This window comes from Pseudomonas sp. UBA7500 (genome assembly GCF_002478435.1).
Classification (GTDB): Bacteria; Pseudomonadota; Gammaproteobacteria; order Pseudomonadales; family Pseudomonadaceae; genus Aquipseudomonas; species Aquipseudomonas palmensis.
Genome location: NZ_DLNW01000016.1, coordinates 19,513 through 41,420, shown reverse-complemented (window position 1 = coordinate 41,420; position 21,908 = coordinate 19,513). Strand labels below are relative to the sequence as shown.

Annotated in this window: 13 protein-coding genes and 1 tRNA gene; 3 read left to right on the top strand and 11 right to left on the bottom strand. The window is 66.6% G+C overall.

Annotated features, from left to right (window positions below; translation table 11 throughout):
- Positions 1 to 124 precede the first annotated feature (124 nt).
- A complete protein-coding gene (gene gabD, locus B4I46_RS07885; RefSeq protein WP_043861307.1) occupies positions 125 to 1,567 on the bottom strand; it encodes an NADP-dependent succinate-semialdehyde dehydrogenase in 1,443 nt (480 codons plus the stop codon).
- A gap of 262 nt (positions 1,568 to 1,829) precedes the next feature.
- Here gabD and B4I46_RS07880 point away from each other — a divergent pair.
- Positions 1,830 to 1,906 (top strand) — tRNA-Arg (locus tag B4I46_RS07880).
- A 69-nt stretch (positions 1,907 to 1,975) separates the two neighbouring features.
- Here B4I46_RS07880 and B4I46_RS07875 read toward each other — a convergent pair.
- The 8 genes from B4I46_RS07875 to B4I46_RS07840 form a co-directional block, all read right to left on the bottom strand.
- Positions 1,976 to 2,881, bottom strand: coding sequence for a hypothetical protein (locus B4I46_RS07875; protein ID WP_286899484.1), 906 nt, complete (start codon positions 2,879 to 2,881; stop codon positions 1,976 to 1,978).
- Between the two features lie 131 nt (positions 2,882 to 3,012).
- Positions 3,013 to 3,630, bottom strand: a complete 618-nt coding sequence (locus B4I46_RS07870; protein ID WP_043861309.1) for a hypothetical protein — start codon at positions 3,628 to 3,630, stop codon at positions 3,013 to 3,015.
- Positions 3,631 to 3,634: 4 nt separating this feature from the next.
- The gene (locus B4I46_RS07865) at positions 3,635 to 4,249 is read right to left on the bottom strand and encodes a GAD-like domain-containing protein (protein WP_043861310.1); all 615 of its coding nucleotides are present in this window, start codon (positions 4,247 to 4,249) and stop codon (positions 3,635 to 3,637) included.
- Entirely contained in the window at positions 4,249 to 13,329 is a 9,081-nt protein-coding gene (locus tag B4I46_RS07860; RefSeq protein ID WP_286899478.1) for a hemagglutinin repeat-containing protein, read from the bottom strand. Before B4I46_RS07860 ends, B4I46_RS07865 begins: the two co-directional genes overlap by 1 nt.
- Before the next feature lie 40 nt (positions 13,330 to 13,369).
- Positions 13,370 to 13,888 (bottom strand): toxin-activating lysine-acyltransferase, encoded by a 519-nt coding sequence (locus B4I46_RS07855; protein ID WP_043861312.1) that lies wholly within the window; start codon positions 13,886 to 13,888, stop codon positions 13,370 to 13,372.
- Between the two features lie 8 nt (positions 13,889 to 13,896).
- Positions 13,897 to 15,669: a ShlB/FhaC/HecB family hemolysin secretion/activation protein gene (locus B4I46_RS07850; RefSeq protein WP_286899475.1), complete on the bottom strand. Its 1,773-nt coding sequence runs from the start codon at positions 15,667 to 15,669 to the stop codon at positions 13,897 to 13,899.
- 367 nt (positions 15,670 to 16,036) lie between these two features.
- Positions 16,037 to 18,034, bottom strand: coding sequence for a TonB-dependent receptor family protein (locus tag B4I46_RS07845; protein WP_078481732.1), 1,998 nt, complete (start codon positions 18,032 to 18,034; stop codon positions 16,037 to 16,039).
- A gap of 58 nt (positions 18,035 to 18,092) precedes the next feature.
- On the bottom strand, positions 18,093 to 19,511 hold the full coding sequence (locus B4I46_RS07840) for a PLP-dependent aminotransferase family protein (protein WP_286899470.1): 1,419 nt from the start codon (positions 19,509 to 19,511) through the stop codon (positions 18,093 to 18,095).
- Positions 19,512 to 19,635: 124 nt separating this feature from the next.
- Here B4I46_RS07840 and B4I46_RS07835 point away from each other — a divergent pair, with 124 nt between their 5' ends.
- On the top strand, positions 19,636 to 20,262 hold the full coding sequence (locus B4I46_RS07835; RefSeq protein ID WP_286899468.1) for a LysE family translocator: 627 nt from the start codon (positions 19,636 to 19,638) through the stop codon (positions 20,260 to 20,262).
- 104 nt (positions 20,263 to 20,366) lie between these two features.
- A complete protein-coding gene (locus tag B4I46_RS07830; RefSeq protein WP_043861317.1) occupies positions 20,367 to 20,807 on the top strand; it encodes a CBS domain-containing protein in 441 nt (146 codons plus the stop codon).
- A 3-nt stretch (positions 20,808 to 20,810) separates the two neighbouring features.
- Here B4I46_RS07830 and B4I46_RS07825 read toward each other — a convergent pair whose 3' ends face one another.
- A complete protein-coding gene (locus tag B4I46_RS07825) occupies positions 20,811 to 21,449 on the bottom strand; it encodes a hypothetical protein (RefSeq protein ID WP_054915884.1) in 639 nt (212 codons plus the stop codon).
- Positions 21,450 to 21,518: 69 nt separating this feature from the next.
- On the bottom strand, positions 21,519 to 21,761 hold the full coding sequence (locus B4I46_RS07820) for a DUF2789 domain-containing protein (protein WP_043861319.1): 243 nt from the start codon (positions 21,759 to 21,761) through the stop codon (positions 21,519 to 21,521).
- Positions 21,762 to 21,908 lie beyond the last annotated feature (147 nt).

Below are 21,908 nucleotides of genomic sequence, written 5' to 3'. Positions count from 1 at the left end.
ACTGCAGCAGCATGCGTTGATCGACTGCTGCAGGGGCCCAGGCGGCCGGATGTCACGGTGTAAAAAAGGCCAGCGGGACGGCGCTCTCGCGCCCCGCTGGCAGAGGTAAAGCCTTACGCTGCGATCAGACGCTGATGCACAGGTATTTGATTTCGAGGTAGTCCTCGATGCCGTACTTGGAGCCTTCGCGGCCCAGGCCCGAGGCCTTGATACCACCGAACGGCGCGACCTCGTTGGAGATCAGGCCGGTGTTGATGCCGACCATGCCGTATTCCAGGGCTTCGGCGACACGGAACACACGGCTCATGTCGCGGGCATAGAAGTACGAGGCCAGGCCGAATTCGGTGTCGTTGGACATGGCGATGACTTCGGCCTCGTCCTTGAAACGGAACAGCGGAGCCAGTGGGCCGAAGGTTTCTTCCTTGGCCACGGCAGCGCTTTTCGGCACGTCGACGAGGATGGTCGGCTCGAAGAAGTTGCCTTCGATCAGCTTGCCGCCGCTCAGTACCTTGGCGCCCTTGCTCACCGCGTCAGCGATGTGCTCCTGCACCTTGGCCACGGCCTTGCCGTCGATCAGCGGGCCGGTGGTGGTGCCGTCTTCCAGGCCGTTGCCGATCTTGAGCTTGGCGACTGCCGCCTTGAGCTTCTCGGCGAACACGTCGTAGACGCCGTCCTGCACGTAGATACGGTTGGCGCAGACGCAGGTCTGGCCGTTGTTGCGGTACTTGGAGATGATCGCGCCCTCGACGGCCTTGTCCAGGTCGGCGTCGTCGAACACGATGAACGGAGCGTTGCCGCCCAGCTCCAGGGAAACCTTCTTGATGTCCTTGGCGCATTCGGCCATCAGCTGGCGACCGATTTCGGTCGAGCCGGTGAAGGACAGCTTGCGCACGATCGGGTTGCCGGTCAGTTCGCTGCCGATGTCGCCGGCGCTGCCGGTGACCACGCTCAGCACGCCAGCCGGGATGCCGGCACGGGTGGCCAGCTCGACCAGGGCCAGGGCCGAGTACGGGGTCTGCGAAGCGGGCTTGAGCACCATGGTGCAGCCAGCGGCCAGGGCCGGGCCGGCCTTGCGGGTGATCATCGCAGCCGGGAAGTTCCACGGGGTGATGGCCGCGGTAACGCCGATCGGCTGCTTGATCACGATCAGGCGCTTGTCGGGCTGGTGGCCCGGGATGGTGTCGCCATAGACACGCTTGGCTTCTTCGGCGAACCACTCGATGAACGAGGCGGCATAGGCGATTTCGCCCTTGGCTTCGGCCAATGGCTTGCCCTGCTCGGAGGTCATCAGGCGGGCCAGGTCGTCCTGGTGCTCGATCATCAGTTCGAACCAGCGGCGCAGCTTGCCAGCACGCTCCTTGGCGGTCAGTGCGCGCCAGGCCGGCAGAGCCTTGTCGGCGGCCTCGATGGCGCGACGGGTTTCGGCGGCGCCCATTTTAGGCACGGTGCCGAGCACTTCACCGGTGGCCGGGTTGGTCACCTGGATCGTCTGACCGTTGTCCGCGTCCAGCCACTCTCCGTTGACGAAGGCTTGCTGGCGGAACAACTGGGCGTCTTTGAGCTGCATGTCGGGCTTCCTTAACTGCACCGTGCGAACACAGGGCGAATTATTGATTTGTAGAAAAAGGAGAGCGTTTGAAATCTCAAACGAATCCTAGGATCAACGGGAACAAAGGACAATAGGGTGTTCGAAAAAAAGAACAAAAAGCCTAGCAGACCCTGAAATTTCAGATCAACGTCACTTTTGCGCCAGCGAGTGTTCGGAATCGAACACAACATTACTGGCGATGGACGCCAAGGGTGCAGATGGGTATCATGGCGCCCGCGTTGCACTCGTAGCTCAGCTGGATAGAGTACTGCCCTCCGAAGGCAGGGGTCGTGGGTTCGAATCCCGCCGAGTGCGCCATCTACGACAAAAGGCCCAGGTGAAAACCCGGGCCTTTTTTCATGGGCGCGCAAAAGGGGCAGGCCGGGCTCAGACCGTGCGCTCGCCCTCTATCAGCTGCCCCTGGCTGTTGCCATGCAATGCCGAGTACCTGGCCAACTGCCCCAGCCGCCGATCCAGCTCCTGCAGCAGGCGGTTGCGCCGGGTGGTCACGTCATTGCCGTTGAACAGCCCGGGCTCGACGGTATACAGGTTGAATATCTGGTTGATCGCGGCCGGCCCGGCGATCACATGGTTTTCCTGCGAGCTGTGGTTGTACAGCGCCACCATCTGCCCGGTCTGGGTGTCGGCAGGGCGCGCGAACAGCATGCTCACTGTCTGCCCGGTGCGGATGCGCACGGCGCTGTCGGCGAACTGGAAACACGCTTCCCTGCCATCGCGCAGCTTCACCCAGAACTCATGCTCCTGGATGTTGTGGCTGCTCACGTGCATCGACGACGAACTGCCGCCGATGGAGCCGTAGCCGTCGATCATGTAGCCGCCGCCGGAATGGTGCGAGTGGCTGGCGCTGAGGTGGGTCTGGTTGCGCTTCTGGGTGTCGAGAATCTCGCCGGTGACCACGAAGAAATGCAACTGCCGATCGTAGTGGTTGAACGGCTCGTCGATGAAATTGGGGTCGTCGGGCGACAGGCTGATGTCATACATGGTGCGCACCATTTCCTCGCGCGCGGCCTTGTCGTGCCTGGCGCGCTCCTTGAGCTCGGCGCGGCGCACCTTGGCGTCGTCGATGGCCTTGAGCGCCTGGGCCTTGAGGATCGGGGTTTTCTCCTGGGCGTAGGCAGCGGCCTTTTCGCTGGCCTCCTTGAGCACCGGCGCGGCCTTCTGCCCGGCCTCCACGGCCAGTTCCCTGGCCTTGGTCAGCGCCTGGGCCGCCTTGGCGGCAAGCTCGGGGTTGGCGTCGACGGCTTTCTTTTTCAGGTCATCCCAGAGACTCATTCTCTATCCTCTCAACGCTTGATCGATCAACCGCACAGGTGCGGGGCGCTGGAGAGTCTACAGGCAGTGCCGGAGGTTTTGGCAGGCGGTGCGGGCCTGTTCGCCGTCGATGCCGGCTCTGCTGATACCTGTCAACCGGCCACCAGCAGCCGGTCCTGCAGCACCACGCTCATGCCCCCCAGCCGCCACAGCTCGAAATAACGCGCAAAATCCACCTCCAGCGCCAGCAGCGGCGCCGCGATGTACCACGCCAGGTAATAGTCAGCGGCAATCCCGTACAACGCTTCGAGCAGCGCGTACATCGGCAGTTGGCTGTCACGCACGTCCTCGATGACCGTGTCGGCGAAATGCTCGAACACCCAGGCATTCGGCGCATCGCTCTGCAACGCCTTCAACGCCACCTCGCGGCTTACCACCTCGACCACAGGCTGCCAGTGGGCCTGCTCCGGCCACGGCCCCTGGGTGGACAGGCAGTACCGTGCCTGTTCGTTCCACCAGGCCAGCGCCGCGGCCTTGAGCCGGCCTTCATCGCAGCCGCGCTGCGGCAACAGGTACAGGCTGCTGTCCAGCGAACCTGCCGCCAGCACCTGCTGCGCCCGCGCCTGCAAGGCATCGGCCTGGGCAAAGCCGGCAAAGATCTGCGCCAGCTCCGCGTCGCTGCCATGCTCCTTGAACAAGCCGAGAAAATGCGAGCTGTCGAGCACGACGCGACCTTCGCGGCACGCTATCCAGTCATCGAGCAGGGTCATGCGCTCAGCGACCGAACTGGCGAAGAATCGTCAGGTGCACATCCAGCTGCAGCTTGCGCAGGTTGCCCAGCACCGCCTTGCCGCCCATCACCAGCGCGGGCTCGAAGCCGTACAGCTCCTGCTCGCCCAGCGGGCCCAGGGCCTGCAGCGCACGCTCGAACAGGAACTCGCCATCGGCGTCCTCCATGTCGAAGTCCTCGCGCTCGACCATCGACAGGAACGACTGCAGCTCCAGGTCCGGGTTGCTGCAGGGCACGTTCTTTTCGCTGCTCATGGCGTACACGCGGTTGTACGCACACAGCACGATCAGCTTGCGGCCATAGGTCTCGCCCCATGCATAGAGGTCGCCAAAGGCCGTGCGGCCGATCACATGGTAGGTGTCCAGCTTCTCGAACTCGGTGCCTTGCAGCCACATGTCCAGCAGGTGCTGGTAGTCGTGCGGGTTGACCAGCCAGAACAGGCCGTCGGCATAGCTGCCCCACCCCTGCTCCTGCCAGTACTCCAGCAGTTTGTCCGGCAGGCGGCCACGGTACTGCGCGATGCTTTCGGCCGGCACGGGCCGCTGATGGGCAGGTTCGCCCATGGCCTCGATAAACATCTCGAGAAATGCGTCCTTCATCACTGACTGGCTCCCCTGGCTAGCTCTAACCTGATGTTCAATTTGGCACTGCCGTTGCCCGCCTCCACCGCCTTGCGCACGGTCTCGTCCAACAGCGGCAGCCGGCTCGACCAGCTGGCGCCGATCGACGAGTTGACGTTCGAATTGCCCATTCTAACAGGGTCGGGTTTTACCCACCCGCCAGCCACCATGTCGGGCTCGTGCAGTGCGGCCAGGTTCGACTTGATTTCCTTGGCCCGTGCCTTGGCCATCTGCGCCGCAACCTTGGGGTCGACACCGTTGTTGACCAGGCCCTTCTGGATGTTCTCCGCCACGCTGCGCTCGAATTCGCGGCCGAACTTGCGCTGCAGCGCCACCGCGTCGGGGTTGCGCCCGGTGCTGTCGAACGCCTCGCGGGCGAACTTGAACTCGTCGGCGGTCATGTTGTTGATGGCGTCCTGCTGGGCCTGCAACTGCTTGTTGTATTCCTTGAGGTACGCCTGCTGCTCGGTGGGCGTCATCTCCTTGTAGCGCGGGTTGTCATAGGGGTTGAACTGCTTCACGGGCAGTTCGTCCAGGCGCTCGACGGTGGCCACGGTGCCCGCACCCGCCGCCGGCTTGCCGGCAGGGGGCAGCTCGACCTTGGCCACCGGCGCTTCCTTGACCAGCACTTCGGCCTTGGCGGCCATTTTTTCCAGACCCGCCCGGCCCATCTTGATGCCGGTCTTGGCCAGCGTCACGCCGGCCTTGGCCGCGCCGCCCACGCCGGTGGCAATGCTGCCGGCCTGCCACACGATCTCGCCCAGGTCACGCCCCAGTTGCATGGCGTGCTCGTCACCGCCCACCTCCAGCGCCAGGGTCACGCGGTCGATCTTGGCGTTGAGTTCATCCACCACATCGGCGCCCAGCTTGTCGCGCGCCTCCTGGTTGGAAATCAGTTCCTTGATGCCCTTGAGGCCATCGATAGGGTGCGCGATGAACTGCGCCAGCCCCTCGATATCGTTGATGCCGGCCTCGACCAGGCCACGCCCCACGCCAACCTGGGTCAGCAGGTCCTGCTTCTTGCTGATGAAGCCCCACTTGGCAATGACCTTGAGCTCGTCCGCCAGGCCCTCGGCTTCCTTGAGCTCCTTCTTGGCCTGCACCAGTTGCTGGGTGGCCAGCCAGTTGTTGTCGGTGGCGGCGCCAGCGGCGGTGTTGGCGGTGGCGGCATCCAGGCCGGTGCTGGCGGCCAGCCCGGTGACCAGGCTGGTGATCAGGTTGCGCTTGGCTTCACGTTGCGCCTCGGACTCGTTGGGGCTGGCTTCGGAGAACAACCCGGTGAGCACGCTCGATGCCGCCGCCCCGGCCGCACCGCTGCCACAACTCTGGCTGCTGGCCGCCGCGCCCGCGCAGGCGAGGATGCCGTGCAGCGCCGCGTGTACCGGCGAGCCTTCGATAAGGCTGCCGTTGGCCACCAGCTCGCCGATATAGCCCGCGCCCTGCTGCTGCACGTAGTTGACCACTAGGCCCTGCATGAACGCCGTGTTGCCGGCGCTGATGTTGCCGCTGGCCGCGCCCACCAGCGCGGTGGTGATCTGCCGGTAGGTGCCGCCGGCGCCCCAGTTTTCGGCAATGCCGTCGGCCTGATGGCGCAGGTCACTGGCCGCCAGCAGCAAGGCAGTACGCTCGCCGTCGCCCAGTTCCGGGTTGGCGGCCTTGGCTTCGGCCTCCTTGGCCTGGTTACGCTTGGCGTCGACTTCCTTGGCCTTGTTGTTGAGCAGGGTGCCCGCCTCGTTGGCGAACGCGCCGACGATCTCGAACCCGGCGCGAATCTGCTCCTCGTTGAAGATCGGCTTCAGCGCATTGCTGCCATCGCGGTCGCTGGACACGTCGCGGTTGAGGCTGGCTATGGCCTCGTCCACGCTCTTGCCGGTGCGTTTGTGCTGCTCGGCCGCATCGGTGATGACGATACTGCCACCACTGATACCGCTGCGGGTCACGCTGCTGGCGCTATCGCTGGCACTGATGGCGATCGGCATGCTCACACCGATGTCGTTCTCGTTTTTCGCAAGGTCGGTGCCAGGGGTTTGCGTGGCGCCGCTGGTGGCGTTGCCCTGCTGGTCCTTACCGACCTCGCGGTAACCGCCGCCTAGGCTCAGGCTGCTGCCCTTGTACTCGGCCTCGTTCTTGATGTCGCGGCTGGTCAGGCTGGCGGTGACCAGGCGGTTGCTGCCGTCCTGCACGGCCTTGTCGCTGCTGGCGATCACTGCGCCCACCAGGTCGGTGTTGCCGGCCACGTAGATATCGAAGCCGCCGTCGCCGGCCTTGATCCCCGACTGCTCGGTGACGCTGGCGTACCTGGAGTCGATGTCGGTGGCGCCGAAGCTGCCGCTGGCACCACTGACCGAGCTCATGCCATAGCAGAACGGCGGAATGCACAGGCTGATACCCACGCCCAGGCTCTTCTCGTCCACGGTGTAGGTGCTGGTGTCCTGCAGGCTCTCGATGTTGAGGTTGCCGCCCACGTCCATCACCACCTGCTTGCCGCTGACCACCGCGCCCTTGAGGTTGGTGTCGCCGCCCGAAACCATGACCAGCTGGTTGCCGGCATCGATATGGGTGTTGGTATGGGTGAGGTCCTCGCCATCGGCTTCGCCGCGATTGCCCGACACCCCGAGGTCGAGGGTGAAGCCGTTGCGCGTGCCGCCCAGCGACAGGCCGATACCGACGCTGGCACTGCTGCCGGTGCTGTCGGTCTGCTGGGTGCTGGTGTTGGTGGCGGCCAGCAGGTTGATGTCGCCGTCGGCCAGCAGGCTGGCATTGTTGCCGGCCTTGATCTGGCTGCCGCGCACGGTGAGGGTGCTGTCCTCGTCGGCGCCGGTGGCGATCAGGCGCACGTCGTTGCCGGCGACGATGGTCGAGCCGGCAGCGGTATCGCTGTGCTGCTCGGTGGTGCTCTGGTTCTTCTTGGTGCCCAGCGACAGGCTCAGGTTGATCCCGCCCGCCGAACCCGGATCGGTGGCCACCGCGGTGGCCGCGTTGTTGGCCGCCAGTGCCGCGGTGGCCGCGGCCAGCGCCTTCATGCGCCCGTCTTCGGTCTTGTCCGAGGCCTGCTTCATCTGCTGGGTGGTCTGGATGGCGCTGATCACCGGGTTGGTCAGGGTCAGCGACACGCCGGTCTGCTTGAACAGGGTCTGGCGCTCACGCTCGCTGGTGTTGCGCGCCTCGACGATGGCGATCTTCTCGGCACGGATATCCACGTCGCCCTTGGGCGCCATGACCTGGCTGCCGACCTGGCGATAGCTTTTGCCGGCCTCGATCAGCACGTCGCCTTCGGTGGAGCCGACGGTGCTGGCCACCGCGGTGGTGCTGGTGGTCATGTCCTTGACCCGCTGCTCCTGGGTGCCGACGGTCACGGCGATGCCACCACCGCTGAACAGGCCGCTGGTCTTCTCGGTCTTGTCGTGGCGCTCGCTGCGGCTGTCGCTGGCCGCCGCGATGTTGACGTCGTTGCCTGCCACCAGGATGGTCTGCTGGCTGGACACCACGTTGGCGCCCTGCAGGTTGATGTCGCGCCCGCCCTGCACGTAGGTGTGCTCGCCGCTTAGGGTCGAGCCCTGGGCGGTGGTTTCGCTGAGCGTGTCACGGGTGGTTCTGGTGGTCTTGGAGAACATGCCGTTGCCGCCAGTGACCTTGTGCGCCTCGTCGGCGAACTGGTAGTTCTGCCCGGCCATCAGGTTCACGTCGCGGCCGGCGTCGGCCATCACCATGCCCTGCTCGCTGCTGGCCTGGCTGGCGCGCAGGTTGATGTCCTGACCGGCCTTGAGGCTGACGTCGCCGGTGCCCTGCACATTGCTGCCCACCTCGGTCCGGCTGGCGTCCTTGCGCCAGTTGCTGCTGTTCCAGGTGATCGACTGCTGGTGCGACTCGGTGACAGTGGTCAGGTTCAGGTTGTTGCCGGCCACCAGTTGCGTGCTGCCGTTGGCACCGGCGTTGACCACCTGGGCACCGGACAGGTTGATGTCGTTGCCGGCCGAGGCCGTGAGCGTGCCGCCGGCGCCGCTGACGAACAGCCCGGCCACCCGCGACAGGTTGCTGCGCGTGCCCTGCTCGCTGCTGCTGTCATGGGTGCTGGAGATGACATTGAGGTCGTTGCCGGCGCTGATCGCCAGGCTGTCCACGGCGCCGATCAGGCCGCCGAGGTTGTCGAGGTTCTCGCGTGCCTGCACCGACACCTTGTCGGCCTGGATACGCCCGCCGAGGTTCTCCACGTTCTGCGCGGTCAGCGCCAGGATGCTGCGTCCGCCGAGGCTGCCGCTGTTGCTCAGGGTGTCGTTCACGTCGAGCTTGAGCTGCTGGCCGGCCATCAACGCACCCGCGCCGTTGAGGTCGCCCTGCTGCACCCGCACGTACACCTGCGGCACCAGCACCCTGCGGGTTTCGCCGCCGGCCACGGTCACCTGTTTTTCCACCAGCCACACGATGTCGCTGGTCAGCTGGGCCATCTGCTCGGCGCTCAGCGCCACACCCGGCACCAGTTGCCAGGTGTTGGCCACGGTAACCGCGTTGTCGAGCAGCGCGCGGTACTGTTCCTCGTCGTTGGCATAGCCGTCGATGAAGCGCCGGCCAGTGAGCTGGGCGACCTGTTCGCGAATCAGCTTCTGTTCGTAGAAGCCGTCGCCCAGGCGTTGCAGGGTTTGCCCCGGGTCCAGGTGCAGCTGTTGCAGCATGTAGTCGGACGACAGCCAGTTGCGGTAGCCGGCAAAGCGCGGGTCGGTCTCCACCAGATAATTGCGCACCGCCTGCGGGTTGCTGTCGAACAGGCTGTTGCTCGGCAGGGTCAGCACCGGGCCGCCGGTGCGGATCTGCTCGCCGACGCCTTCGGCATCGAGCCCGGCCTGCGCCGCCACCTCGATGATCGGCGCCACCTGGTAGGCATTGGCGGCGGCGCTGTCCACCGCGCCGGCGCCGGCGGCCTGCTGGTCGCTCAGCTGGCTGGCATGGCCGCCGAGCTGGGTGCCGCTGCCGGTGATGGCGGCCAGCTCCTGCCATACGGTGGGCTGCAGCGAGATTTCCTGGATCAGCGGCGCGGGCACATAACCGGCCACGCGGGCGCCCTGGCGGTCGCGGCCCTTGCGCTGGATACGGTAGAAGTTGGTCACCGTGCCGCTGTCGGTGGTGACCTGCTGGCCCTTGAACTCGGTGTTCACCAGGCTGCCGATGGCGCCCTGCAGCAGGCCGCCGGCGATGATCCGGCTCTTGTCGTTGAGCACTTCGCCGGCGTTGATGACCAGGTTGCCGCCGGCCAGGATCTGCCCCGGCGCCGAGGTGGCGATCTGGGTTTCGCGCACCACGCGGGTCACGTCGTAGCGGTTCCAGTTGTCCTTCTGGCCCTCGGGGGTGATCAGGTACTGCACTTCGTTGTGGCGGAACGTGACCTGGTCGGCCTGGTAGCGGTTGGGCGAGCCGGCCAGCTGGAATTCCTGGAAGCTCTGGCGGCTGATTTCCACGTCGCGGGTGCTGAAGTGGTTGTTGAGGTTGCGCAGGGTCTGCACGTCCAGCGCCATGTGCCCCAGCGACTCGATGGTGGCACTGGCGTTGGTCAGCAGCGCGGCGCGGCCGCTGGCGTGGTCGGCGTCATCCAGCGTGGCGCCGATGGCCATGTCGCCGGCACTGAAGATCAGCGCCGCTTCGCTGTTGTCGATCTGCGTGGCGCCGATGTCCAGGCGCGCACGGGCGGCGATGGCACCGGAGCGGTCGCCCTCGTTGGCGTTGACCAGGGTGCCGGCAGCGATGCCCAGCTGGTCGCCGTAGATGCGACCGGTGCCCAGGTTGTACAGCACGCCGGTTTGCAGGCGTACCTTCTGGCCGTCGATCAGGCCACGGTTGGTCAGGCTCTGGTGGGCAGTGATGCGCACCTGGTCGGCACTGATTTCACCCTCGGCGCGGTTGTCCAGGGTACTGGCGTCGAGCAGCATGGAGCGGCCGGCCAGCAGCTTGCCGCTGTTGTTCAGCGCACCGCCGGTCTGCACGTCGAGGGTGCCGTTGGCCTGCAGCAGGCCACTGAGCTCAAGGCCTGCGAGCAGGCGCAGGGTCAGGTCGCCCAGGCTCACGGCCTGACCGTTGCCACTGTAGTAGGCGGCGTTCAGGCTCAGCGACTGGCCGGCCAGCAGGCGCCCGTCGAGGTTGCTGATGCTCTGGCGGCGCGCAGCGGGGTCACGGTCGGTAATGTTCAGGTGCTGGCTGGAGCTGATCAGCCCGCCCGCGTTGTCCAGCAGTTGGCTGACGCCGATGTCCAGCGTGGTGTCGGCGCGAATCACACCGGCCTGGTTGCCCAGCACGTCGGACTCAAGGCGCAGGGCGTGCCCTTGCAGGCCCTGGTTGTCGGCCTGGGTGGCGTTGTTGGCGAGGGTGCCGGTCGACACATGCAGCAAACCGGCGGAGCGGATCAGGCCGCCCTGGTTGTCCACCCGTTCGGCCGAGGCCACGTCGATGGCGCCCAGCGCCTGGATCTGCCCGGCCTGGTTGTTCAGCCGCAGGCCCTGCACCTGCACACTGTCGGCGCCGACGATGCGCCCGCCGGCGTTGGTCACGTCGGCGGCCAGCAGTTGCATCGCGCCCTTGGCCGAGACGTAACCGCCGGCGTTGCTCAGGTGCGCGCTGTGAATCTCCAGCGCACCCTGGCTGATGATGCCCTTGCCGCTGCCATCGTCGAGGTTGACCAGTGCCTGTTCGCCGGTATCGATGTACAGCCTGCCCTGGGACTGGATCAGCCCGCCGGCGTTTTCCAGGCGCCCGCTGCGCAGGTCCAGGGTGCTGCGCGCATCCAGGGTGCCCTGGGCGTTCTGCAGCAGTTGGCCATTGCTGTTCAGGTTGAGTGCCAGGCCGCTGATCACGCCGCCACTGTTGTCGATACCCTGAGCGTTCACCACGATGTCGCCCGCCGCTTCCAGGCGCCCGCCCACGTTGCCCAGCTGGCTGTCGCGGGCAGTCAGCAGCAGGGCGCCCTGTACCGAGCCGACCGTACCGCCGCTGTTGTTCAGGTGCGCCGCAGTCAGCGTCATCTGGCGGATCGCGGCGAAGGTGCCGGCGGTGTTGAACAGCTCGCCAGCGCCCGCAAACAGTGTGCCGCCGGCGCTCACGGTGCCGCTGCGGTTGTCCAGCGTGCCGGCGTTGAACACGCCGTTGCCGCTGGCCGCAAGGGTGCCGCCGGTGTTGTCGAGCAGGCCCTGGGTGGTGACCGCAAGGCTGCCGCCCTGGGTGGCCAGGACCTTGCCGCCGCGGTTGGACAGGGTGTCGGCCTCGATCGATACGTCCTTGCCCTGAGCCACGCCGGCGTCGAGCTGAACCTGGCCGGCCTTGAGCTGCAGGGTGCCGGTGCTGACCAGCGTGCCCTGCGCGCTGTCGAGCGTCGTGGCAGTCAACTGCAGGGTGCCGGCGCCGGCATGCTCGACGCGGCCCTGGGTGTTGACCACGGTGGCGGCGCTGAGCGTGGCATGGGTCGCGTTGCTGGCGATGCGGCCACTGCGGTTGTCGAGGGTGCCGTCGACCTTGATCGAGGTGCTGCCCTTGCCGCTCTGGGTCAGCTCGCCGCCCACGTTCGACAGCTCGCCGGCGCGTACTTGCAGGTTGCCCGCCACCACCTTGGCGGCGTCGCTGCGCAGGGTCTGGCGGGCGGTGGCACTGAGGGTCTTGCTGGCATCGACGCTGGCGTTGGCGAGGTTGATGTCGCCGCCGGTGAGGGTGATGTTGCCGGCCACGTTACGGCTGGCGCTCAGGTCGACGTCGCCTGCACTGACCTGCAGGTCGCCGCCGGCCAGGTGTTCGCCGTGGGCCTGCACGCGCTGCGCGGTGAGGGTCAGGTTGCCGGCCTTGCCCAGCTTGCCGCTCTCGTCCAGCCCGGCAGCCAGTGCCGAGCCCTTGCTGCTGGTGATGGTCGACTGCGCACCGGTCGCCTTGAGTTCGACATTGGCCTGGCTGGCCAGGGTGCCACTGTTGTTCAGGTCGCCGGCGCTGCTCAGTTGCAGGTCGCCCTTGGCATAGACCGTGCCGCTGTTGTCGACCCCGCCCTTGGCGGCGACGCGGGTGGCGCCGGCACTGCTGAGGGTGCCGCTATTGAGCAGCTTGCCGTCGGCGCTGATCACCACTTCGCCGGCGCCGGCACCGATCGTGCCGGCGTTGCGCACGCCCACACCGCCCTCGGTGCCCACCAGCATGATCTTGCCGGCGTACATGCCGCCGAGCTTGGCCACGTCGATGGCGACTGCGGGGGCCTCCTCGTCGCTGCCTGCCAGCCGGGTTGCGCGGGTATTGTCGGCGTTGACCTGGTTGCGCCCGGCGGTGACTTTCAGGTCCTTGGCCCAGATGCCGGCGTTGACCTGCACGCTCTGCGCGATCAGGTCGGTGTAGTCGGCGTCGGCGCTGTCCAGGCCCTTGCCCTGGATGCTGAGGGTACCGCCCTTGACCTGGTAGCCGGTGATGCGGCCGTTCTCAAGCTGCGCCTGGCCGGTGGTCAGGGTGGCGCGGTTGGCGTTGATGAACCCGCAGCCGTCGCAGGTGACGCCGGCCGGGTTGGCGATCACCACCTGGGCGCGTTGCCCGGCCACTTCCACATAGCCGCGCAACTGGCTGGGGTTGCTGGCGTTGACCTCGTTGAGGATCACCCGCGCACTGCCCTTGCTCAGGTTGCCGTTGCCCTGGATCCAGCCACCCAGCTGGGTCTGGCTGGCCTTGACGCCGTTGTTGAGGATGACCCCGCGCTTGTCCACGTCGAACTGGCTGTAGGTATTGCGCGACACGCCGGCGGCGCTGGGGGCGGTGATGTTCACCTGCGGCGTGCCGTTGGCACTCTGGCCCACGTTCGGGCGCTGGGCTGCTGGCGCACGTCCATCGGCAACCACCCCGGCGGCCCAGGAAGGGGCAGCGTCCAGCGCCACCAGGCCGAGGGCGAGCATCATTGCGAAACGCAGGCGGCCCAGTTCGGCCAGTGTGCCGGCCGAGCCGGCCACGGGCCCGGTGGTGGTGCCCGGCGCCTTGCCCTGGCTGGCGACGTTCTCGGCAACCACCATCAGCAGCCCGCGAGCCTTGTTGAAAACGATACGGTAGAGATGCTTGTTCATTGCAATTCCATTTGCGGTGCCAGACCGCCAGAAGTCAGGGTTACGCTGTGAGTTCCAGCGGGTGAGCGGCAAACCAGGCCTTGGCCTGTTCGGGAATCACGCCGATCCCCAGGTGCGTCTTGACCCGCAGGCCGCGCACTTCGCCCTGGTGGTCGAGGGCGCGCATGCAGCGGTTGGGGAACAGCTGGCGCTGCACCAGGCGCGCCAGCGTTGCCGCATGCCCGAACGGGGCGACGAAGTCGTTTATCCACAGGCGTTCGCCGCTGTTCCAGTCGGCATCGGCCATCTCGACAGGCGAGCGCTCGATGTAGCGCTGCTCGGCGGCGCCGTCGAGGTTGAGCCAGGACAGGTAGAACACCGGCTTGCCGGCCTCGCTGCCGAGCACGAACTGGCGGTGCTTGAGCGCCGGCAGCAACAGGGTGGCCAGGCTGTGCAGCGGTGCGTCGCGGTGAGCTGTGGAGTGCATCCACAGCCAGGTGGCCGAGCCCAGCACGGTGGCCTCGTTCCAGGGCTCGTCGAAGAGCCCGGGGGCGATGATGTCGAAGCGATCGATACGCATGGCGGGCCTCAGAACGACAAAGAGACAGTGAAGGCACTGGTGATGTTGGCCGTTTCGAAACCGTCGGGCTTCTTCAGCGGCGTACCCCAGGACCAGTCATACGACAGCGCCTTGTAGCCGCCGCGCACCCCTACCACGGCACCGGCCAGGCGCTTGCCCACCAGGTACTCGCTGGAGTGGCCGCTGACTTCGCCGTAGTCGACGCCGGTGTACAGCTCCTGGCCGGTATCGCCCAGGGCCAGGCCGATCTCGTTGCGCAGGGTCCAGCCGCGTTCGGCCGAGAGGATGTTCTCGCCGTCGAAGCCGCGCACGGTGTAGCGCCCGCCGATGGAGAAGCGGTCCTGCGGCACCAGCGCCGAGCGGTTCCACTGCGCGCGCCAGCCACCGATGTAGCGCATACGCTGGTTGTAGGCGATGAAGGGCACCTGCAGCTGGGCATCGGCACTGATGATCTTGGAGCGCGAGGTGCCTTCGCCGGTGAGTTCTTCTGGCGCCTGCAATGCGCCGTGGGCACCGGTGCCGCGACGGTAGCCCGCGCTCAGGTCGAGGGTGGAGGCGCCGATGAATTCGCGGTGGCTCAGGCCCGCTTCCCAGCCGGCCATGCGCCGGCGCTGCAGCTGGATTTCAGTGTCGTCGATGAAGTTTTCCGAGGTACGCGTCCACAGGCTGCCCCAGGCCGTGGTCTTGCGCACCGCATCGCGGTACAGCAGGCGCGACAGGCGCAGCTCGTTGTTGCGGGTTTCGCCGCGGTACTGGTAGGTCTCGTTCTCGCCGGCCACCTGCTGGTGGTAGTCGTACTCGCTGGTGGTGAAGCCCAGCAGCCAGTAGCCGAACGGCAGCGAGTAGTGCAGCGTGTTGCCCTTGGAGCCGCGATTGCCCGACTCGCCGCCGCCCAGGTCGTGGGTGGCGCTGGCGTAGAACAGGTCGTTGAGCGAGAGGATGTTGTCCAGCGACAGCGCCAGGTTGCCCTGGTACTTGCCGGTGGTCTTGCTGCCGGAGTTATCCACAGACAGGCTGAGCCGCGCCGGGAAGGCCTGGCGCCAGGCGATCACGATGTCGCTCTCGCCAGGGCCGGCGTCGCGGGCCTGGGCCGGGGCGATCTGGATGTCGGCTTCGGCGGTGGGTACGCGCTTGAAGTTCTCCAGGGCCTGTTCGATGTCGCGCAGGTTGAGCAGGTCGCCCGAGTGCGCCGGCAGCGCGTTCCAGGCATTGGCGCGCGAGCTGGTGCCTTCGGCGAAGCGGATGTCGCGGATACGCCCGGGAATCAGGGTCAGGGTCAGTTCGCCGCTGTTGAGGTCCTGGGCCTGGGCCAGCACGCGGGTGGTGACGTAGCCTTTTTCGATGATCGCGTTCTGGATGCGCTTCATGGTCAGGTTGATGCCGGCGCTGCCCAGGCAGCGCCCGGTGGCCGGGTCATCCTTGGGGTTGGCGGCGCGCAGCGCCCACTGGAAGCGCTCGGCCGCATCGCCCACCAGGCGCAGTTGGCGGATGAGGAAGCACGGGGTTTCGTTGGCGGGCAGGCGGCCGTCGCCTTCATCGGCCAGCGGTGCTTCGAGGCGCACGTCGGGGCGTGCTTCGAGCTGCTCGCGCTGCACCCGCTCGCGGTCGCGCTGGCGCAGCAGCTCGGCATTCGGGTCGGCGGCGTGTGCGGCGGTGCCGGCACCGGCGGCCCAGGCAGCGAGGGCCAGCAGCAGTGCGGCAGCGGGAGTGGGGCGCGAGGTGCTGACGAAGCAGTGGGCAACACGTGTCGTCAACGCCCGGCAATGGGCGATCGGCAGCATGGCACATCCTTGTGGGCCGGAATTCTTGGGGGAGTGTTATCGGGGGGCGGAGCGTTGTGCGCGGCTGAATGTTCAAGCCTGCTGGGAGGGACGGTGATTTGTCCTACAACCTCTTCCGCACCGCTCTGACGGGGATATCGCGAGAAAGTTGCAACGGGGTGTGGGAAACGTGATGGGGTTCAAGGTTTTACAGGGGATGGCAACAGATGCGACCTCACAAGGTGCCAGCCGCTGCTTCTGTGGCGATCGATCAGATCGAGCGCCGCCCGCGCGGCGCTTCGCCGGCAAGGCCGGCTCCTGCATCGATTGCAACGCGCAATGGCCTGCAGGATCGGCGGTGCCAGCCTTTTCGCTCGGCGTCAGGCCTTCAGAAGCTCGCGCGGATGCCCGCGTACAAGGTCCGACCTGGGCCCGGCTCGTAGTAACGGGCGCCTGTGTCGTTGATGCGCAGGTTGTCGTAGTAACGCCGGTCAGTCAGGTTATCCACACCCACGTACGGTTCCAGCTCCTGGCCCTGAAGCTTAAGTACCGTGCCCACGCGCAGGTTGAACAAGGCATTGCCCGCCACCCGCGCCTCATTGGCGTTGTCCGCATACTGCGGGCCATAGGCGTTCATGTTGACCCGTGCATAGAACGCATCCGACTCGTAGCCCACCTCGGTGAACAAGGTCTGCCGGGGAATGCCCGGCAGACGGTTGTCGTCATAGCCCTCGAAACGGGTGTAGTGGTAGTCGTTGTAGCTGTAGGCCATCGACAGGCGCCAGTTATCCACAGGCCGGTATTCGCCACTCAACTCGAAGCCGTCACGCCGCGATTTGCCGGCGTTGCTGTAGGTGTTGCCGCGGTCGGTGCTCTGCGCCACCAGTTCGTCCTTGAGCAGGATGCTGTACACCACCGCCTCCAGGCGCAGGTCGTCCCACTCGCCCTTCACACCCAGCTCGCGGGTCAGCGCCCGCGCCGGTTGCAGCCCGGTGTTGAAGCCGCCTGCGGTCGGGTTGCTCAGTTCGTTGAGGGTGGGGGTCTCGAACGAGGTGGCCACCCGTGCATACGCCATGGTGTGCTCGGTAAGGCGGTAGCTCAGGCCGGCACTGTAGTTGAAGTCTTCGAAACGCTGCGCATCGGAGGCGTCGCCGTCGCTCGGGAAGCGGTCGTCGACCGACTGGCGCGTGGCGTCATAGCGTCCGCCCAGGGTCAGTTGCAGACGCTCGGTGAGGTCGATGCTGTCCTGCACGTACAGCCCATAGCCACCGGCCTTTTCGCGTTGGCGCAGGGTGAGGTTGCCGGTGTGACCACCGACTTCGTTGTTGTGCCGCTCGCGGTCGTCGCGCTGCTGCTCGATGTCGATGCCGGTGGTGAGCTGATGACCCAGGCCGAACCAGTTGGCCAGGTGCGTGTACTGCCCGCCGACACCGGCAAACAGGCGTTCGTAGGTGGTCTGCCCGCCCGCGCGCAGCGGCAGCCGGTTGCCGAAGTCACGCCGGCCCAGCCAGGTACGCAGCTGGTAGCTGTCGGTGTCGCTCAGCTGGCTGGTCCAGTTGACCGCCAGGCGTTGCTGGTTCATCTGTTCGTCGGAGTCGAACAGCAGGCTCTGCGGGCGCGCCTGGCTGCGCTTGTCGCGCACCTGCGCGAGGGTCAGGGCGCCAGGGTCTTCGGAGCGGTTGTCGAGGGCCTGGAAGGTTACCCCCAGCACGCCGGCATCGGCCTGCCAGCGCAGCTTGCCGGTGAGGTTGCGCGCTTCGGAGGCAGCGTGATCGCGGTAGCCGTCCATGTTGGTGACGTTGAGCGCCAGCAACCCGCCAAGGTTGCCGGAGGTGCCACTGGTTTCGGCACGCACGCGGCGATAGCCGTCGGCACCGCCACCCACGTCCACGAGGGTGCGCGGCTCCAGCGAGGGCTCGCGGGTGGTGATCGCCAGTACGCCGCCGGCACCGTTGCCGTACAGGGTGGAGGCCGAGCCGCGGATCACTTCGATGTTTTCCACCAGGCTCAGGTCGACACCGTCCATCTCGGTCTGGCCATCGGGCATGGTCAACGGCACGCCGTCGACCAGTACGCGAATGCCGCGCATGCCGAAGCTGGAGCGGGCACCAAAGCCGCGAATCGACAGGCGCATGCCCTGGGCCATGTTGTAGCGGCTTTGCGGCACCGCGCCGGGCACCGCCATCAGCAGGCTGTCGAGGGTCAGCATCTGTTCGCCGGGCTTGTCGGCGACGCTCACCGAGCTGACGGCGGCCGGGGTCTGCAACCATTCGGAGGTCACGCGGGTGGAGGTGACTTCCAGCGGCGCCAGGTCGACACTGTCGGCGCTCGCGGAGCCCGCGCCAAGCAACAGGAAGGTGAGGACGGTGGGCCGCCTTGGCAACATGGTGACTCCTTGAAGGTGGCCGCCGGCTACACACTGTGCCGACGTTTTTGGGGGTTCGTTATAACGCAGATGCCGGGTCGGCAAAACTGTCCAATAGTACCGCCAGCTCCGACCATAGCTGCGGGTCGTCGCTGCAGGCGACGTTGAAGCGCATGCACTGCAACAGGCCGGGCTCGGGGCCGAACAGGCTGCCCGGCCCCAGCAGCACATCCCGCGCCAGGCCTGCACGGGCCAGGGCCTGGGCGTCGCAACCGGGGGGCAGCCGCACCCAGATGAACAGGCCGCCGGCATACCCCAGCAGCGGCTCGCAGCCCAGCGCCCGCAGGCGCTGCCCGACGCGCCCGGCCGCCTCCTGCAGGCGCAGTTGCAGGCGCTTGCGGTGCTTGTCGTAACTGCCATCGGTGAGCAGCTGGTCGACCACCTGCTCCAGCAGTTCGGAGGTGATGCCGCCGCTCATCAGCTTCATGTGGGTGAGGCTGGCGGCCAGTTGCGGCGCGGCCACCACATAGCTGACCCGGGCGTTGGCGCTGAGGGTCTTGGAGAACCCGGACAGGTACGTCACCTGCTCCAGGCCCGCCAGCGCCGCCAGGCGGGCCGGCGCCTGCGGGTGCAGGTCGGCGTAGAGGTCATCCTCGATGACATGGCAGTCGTACTGGCGCGCCAGCTGCAACAGCGCGAACGCCTGGCCCGCAGTGAACGAGTGCCCGGTGGGGTTGTGCAGCACGCTTGTGGTCAGGTACAGCCTGGGCCGGTGCTGCGCCAGCAGCTGTTCGAAACGCGCCAGGTCGAGGCCCTCGGCGGTGCGCTGCACGGTGACGATGCGCGCGCCGTGCAGGGCCAGGTTGGCGTGGAAGTTGAAATAGCACGGGCTGTCGAGCACCACGCAATCGCCCGGGCGCAGCATCACCCGCAGCAGCATGTCCAGCGCCTGCACGGTGTTGCTGGTGGTGACGATCTGCTCCAGCGGCGCGGCGATGCCCTGGCTGAGCAGGCGCGTCTGCAGGGTCTGGCGCAGCGCCAGGTAACCGGCCGGCGTGCCGTAGCCGCCAATGCGCAGGCGCGTGGAGCGGGCCACGGCGCGCAATGCCTGACGCAGGTTGCCGGGCTCCAGCCAGTCGGGCGGCAGGTGCCCGCTGCCGGGGCGCAGGCTGTTGTCATCGGCCAGCAGTGAGCGGCGCAGCACGCTGGCCAGGTCCTGCGGCAGCCAGTCGGTGTCGCCCCCCGGCACCCTCGGCGCGTGACGGCTGGCGACAAAGTGCCCGCGGCCCTGGCTGGAGGTGATCAGGTTGCGGGCACGCAGGCGGTCCAGCGCTTCGATCACGGTGAACTTGCTCACGCCCAGTTGCGCGGTCAGTTCGCGCACCGGCGGCAGGCGACTGCCCGCCGGCAGCTCGCCGGCCTCGATGGCACGCGCCCAGGCTTCGGCGATCTGCTGGACCTTGGGTGTTCCGGGGCAGAACTCGATGACGGGCAGCATGCAGGTCTCCACAGGTTTACCGGTAATCCTACCAGTAAAGTCGGGTGCGATTGCCCGCTGCTTGGCCTGCCCGCAGCGTGGCCCGCGCTCTAGACTGCGGCCTTTGCACTGTGAGCACTGCCCCATGAGCCTCGGCCTGACGCCCTCCTCTTTCGGTTACTTCGTGGTGTTCTGCGCCAGCATGACCTTCAGCCCAGGGCCGATGACCCTGCTGTTGCTCAGCCTGGGCCTCAAGGCCGGCCTGCGCCAGTCGCTGCCGGCGCAACTGGGCGCCAGCGTGGCCTACCTGCTGTCGATTCTGGTGTTTGCACTGGGCTTTACGGCGCTGATCCAGGGCTACCCGCTGGTGCGCCAGCTGATCCAGGCCCTGGGGGTCGCGTATGTGCTGTACCTGGCCTGGCGGCAGTGGACCAGTACCGGGCTGGCGCTGGGCGATAGCGGCGGGCCGGCGCTGGAGGGTTTCCGGGCGCTGTTCGCCAGGGGCCTGCTGACCGGGCTGTCCAACCCCAAGAGCATCCTGATGTTCAGCGCGGTGTTCCCGCAGTTTGCCAGCCACACCCGCGACATCGCCGTGCTCGGCCTGACCTTCCTGCTGCTGCAGTTTGCCAGCGGCTGCCTGTACTGCTATTTCGGCCAGCGCATCCGTCATGTGCTGCAGCAGCCGGCGCGTCGGCGCCTGCTGCAACGGGCCACGGCGGTGCTGCTGACAGGCGTGGCGTTGATGCTGATGCGCGGTTTCGACGGAGCATGACGTTTTTCAATCGGCCCCATGGCGTTTTCAACCTTGCCGAGTGGGCATCCGTGCACGATTCTTAGGGGATAGGCATCGCCGCTTATCCACCGCCGAGGCTGCACATGAAAACCGTGAAAGAGCTGCTCAATACCAAAGAAGAAAAACACCATGCGGTACACACCATCAGGTCGCACCAGACGGTGCTCGAGGCGCTGATGGTGATGGGCGAGAAGAACGTCGGCGCCTTGCCGGTGGTCGATGACGGCCAGGTGGTCGGGATCATCAGCGAGCGTGACTACGCCCGCAAGATGGTGCTCAAGGGGCGTTCGTCGGTGGGCACGCCGGTACGCGACATCATGAGCGCACCGGTGGTCACGGTAGACCCGCACCAGAGCGTGGAGGTGTGCATGAACCTGATGACCAACAGCCATCTGCGCCATCTGCCGGTGGTGGAGAACGGCCAGCTGATCGGTCTGCTGTCGATTGGCGACCTGGTCAAGGCGGCGATTGCCGAACAGGCCAACCTGATCCTGCAACTGGAGCAGTACATCCGCGGCGAATGAACCTCAGCGGTATTCGCCCTCCAGCTCGTCGAGCTGGTGGTCGAAGCTGCGCAGGCGCGCCGACCAGGTGTACACCAGCACTTCGAGGTCGCGGTTGAGCACGGCGCTGCCGCGCCCGGCACTCTGCTGCGAGTCGCACAGGTCGAGCTGGTAGCGTTCGCGGGCCATGGCCGTGGCCACGCTGGAAAGTTCGCGGGCGTTGTTCAGCCAGTAGCGGTGGCGCCCGCGGGTCTGCTGGTCGAGCTGCTGGCACTGGCGCTTGAGGGCTTCGAGGCTCTGTTCGAGCGGGGTGCCTTCAAGCTCGCCCATCACTTCCTGAAAAGTGCGCCCCGGCTGCCAGTAGCTGCCCCAGAAGTAGCGGTCGAATACGGTTTCGACCCGGCGCAGGGCAACCTTGGTGTTCCAGATGGCCACCAGGGTGCGGCCCTGCTCGAGCTGGCGCTTGCGCACCTTGAGCTGCTGCCAGCTGCTCCAGGCAAGAGCCGTGAGGGCCAGCGCCGCAATCACGGCGGCGGCCGCGTACATGAAGTGCATGGCCTCCACCAGCTGGTAGAGCTGGCGAACGCCGTAGAAGTAGCCGGTGCTCAGCAGGCCCAGGGCGGTCACGGCCGCCCAGAAGCCGGGTGCGTAGGGATCTTTCATTGGCGCCATCCCCTTATTGTTTTTCTGAGCATAGCAACGCCAACTGCAGGTACAGGTGCCGCTCAGCGCTTATTTGCGGGGATTGCGCAGCGCCTCGTTGAGCTGGTCGAACTGAACGGCCCAGTCGGCATCCTCCAGAATCGCCTCCTTGAGGAATTCGCGCTGTGCCGGCGTCCAGAACGGCGCATCCACCAGCTTGATGTCGCCCTTGAGCGGCGAGTGGCTGGTGATGAACTGGTCGATGCCTTTGGGATCATCGGGCAGGCCAAGCTGCTTGAACAGGGCGCTAAAGCTGTGGGTAGGTGCTTCCATGGGTCACTCCTTCTGGGCGTCAGGCCGGGTTGAATGGGGTAGACAGCGCACAGGTCGTTCGAGGTCAGTCGGGTAGGCGTTTAATTTCACCGCCGGTCCCGACCGCTGGAGTTTAGTCGCTGCAGTTGCGGTACAGGCAGACGTTCC